This window comes from Nguyenibacter vanlangensis (genome assembly GCF_013376155.1).
In the GTDB taxonomy this organism is placed as follows: domain Bacteria; phylum Pseudomonadota; class Alphaproteobacteria; order Acetobacterales; family Acetobacteraceae; genus Gluconacetobacter; species Gluconacetobacter vanlangensis.
In genome coordinates this window covers 1-1,153 of the sequence record NZ_JABXXP010000826.1, presented here as the reverse complement: position 1 = coordinate 1,153, position 1,153 = coordinate 1, and the positions used below count along the sequence as shown (strand labels likewise).

At 69.0% G+C, this 1,153-nt stretch carries 1 protein-coding gene; it reads right to left on the bottom strand.

Going from position 1 to position 1,153, the window contains the following annotated elements; translation table 11 throughout:
• Positions 1-928 (bottom strand): 5-aminolevulinate synthase (gene hemA / locus HUK84_RS19405; protein WP_317135320.1); only part of this gene is annotated, 928 nt, incomplete at its 3' end.
• Positions 929-1,153: the final 225 nt, after the last annotated feature.

The window sequence follows — 1,153 nt, the reverse complement described above, 5'->3', positions numbered from 1 at the left end:
GCCACGACTCGCGGCGCACCAGCCGCACGCTGGCCAGCGCCGCCGCCACCACCGAGGGCGGCAGCGCGGTGGTGAAGATGAAGCCCGACGCCACACTGCGCAGATAATCGATCAGTTCGGCCGATCCGGTGACATATCCGCCATGGACGCCGAATCCCTTGGCCAGCGTGCCCTCGATGATGTCGACCTGGTCGGCCACGCCGTCGCGCCGCGCCACGCCCGCGCCCTCGGGGCCGTACAGCCCCACGGCATGGACCTCGTCCAGATAGGTCATGGCCCCGTATTTCCGCGCCAGCGCACAGGTGGCCGCGATATCGGAAATGTCGCCGTCCATCGAATAGACGCTCTCGAAGGCGATCAGCTTCGGCGCATCCTTGGGCGCGGCCGCCAGCTTGGCTTCCAGGTCCGCCAGGTCGTTATGTTCAAAGATCACGCACGAGGCGCCGCGCGCCCCCTTGATCCCGGCGATCATCGAGGCATGGTTCTGCCGGTCGGAAAAGCAGATCCACCCCGGCATGCTGGTCAGGATCGCCTGCAGGCTGGCCTGGTTCGAGACATAGCCCGACACGAACAGCAGCCCCGCCTCCTTGCCGTGCAGATCGGCCAGCTCGGCCTCCAGCGCGGCATGAAGCGGGCTGGTGCCCGCGATGTTGCGCGTGCCGCCCGCCCCGGCCCCATGCTCGCGGATCGCGGCGATCGCGGCCTCGACCACCGCCGGCTCGACCCCCATGCCCAGATAGTCGTTCGCGGACCAGACCACCACCTCGCGCCCGTCCGCGGCGGCGACCGCCTGGACGTCGCCACCCTGCTCATAGACCGGAAAACGATCGGCCTGGCGCGCCAGCGGCGTAAACTGGCGATAACGACCCTGTTTGCGGATATCTTCCAGCGCGGACCGGCAGAACCGGTAGAAAGGATGTCCGCCCACGTCGATGCTGGCCACTCTCGAATTCTCCTGCGCCGCCGCCGGCCCGGCTGGCCGGCGCGTCATGCGCCGTTGCGGTTCGTGCGCTTCGCCGCACGGATATCGGTTCGGATCACCGCACATACACCCGGACCGCGCCCGCGGTCACCGTCGAATCCGACATGGCGGACATTTCCACCTGGGCCGGACGGGCCCCGTCCGCGACGATGGCCGCCGCCACGGCCCTCC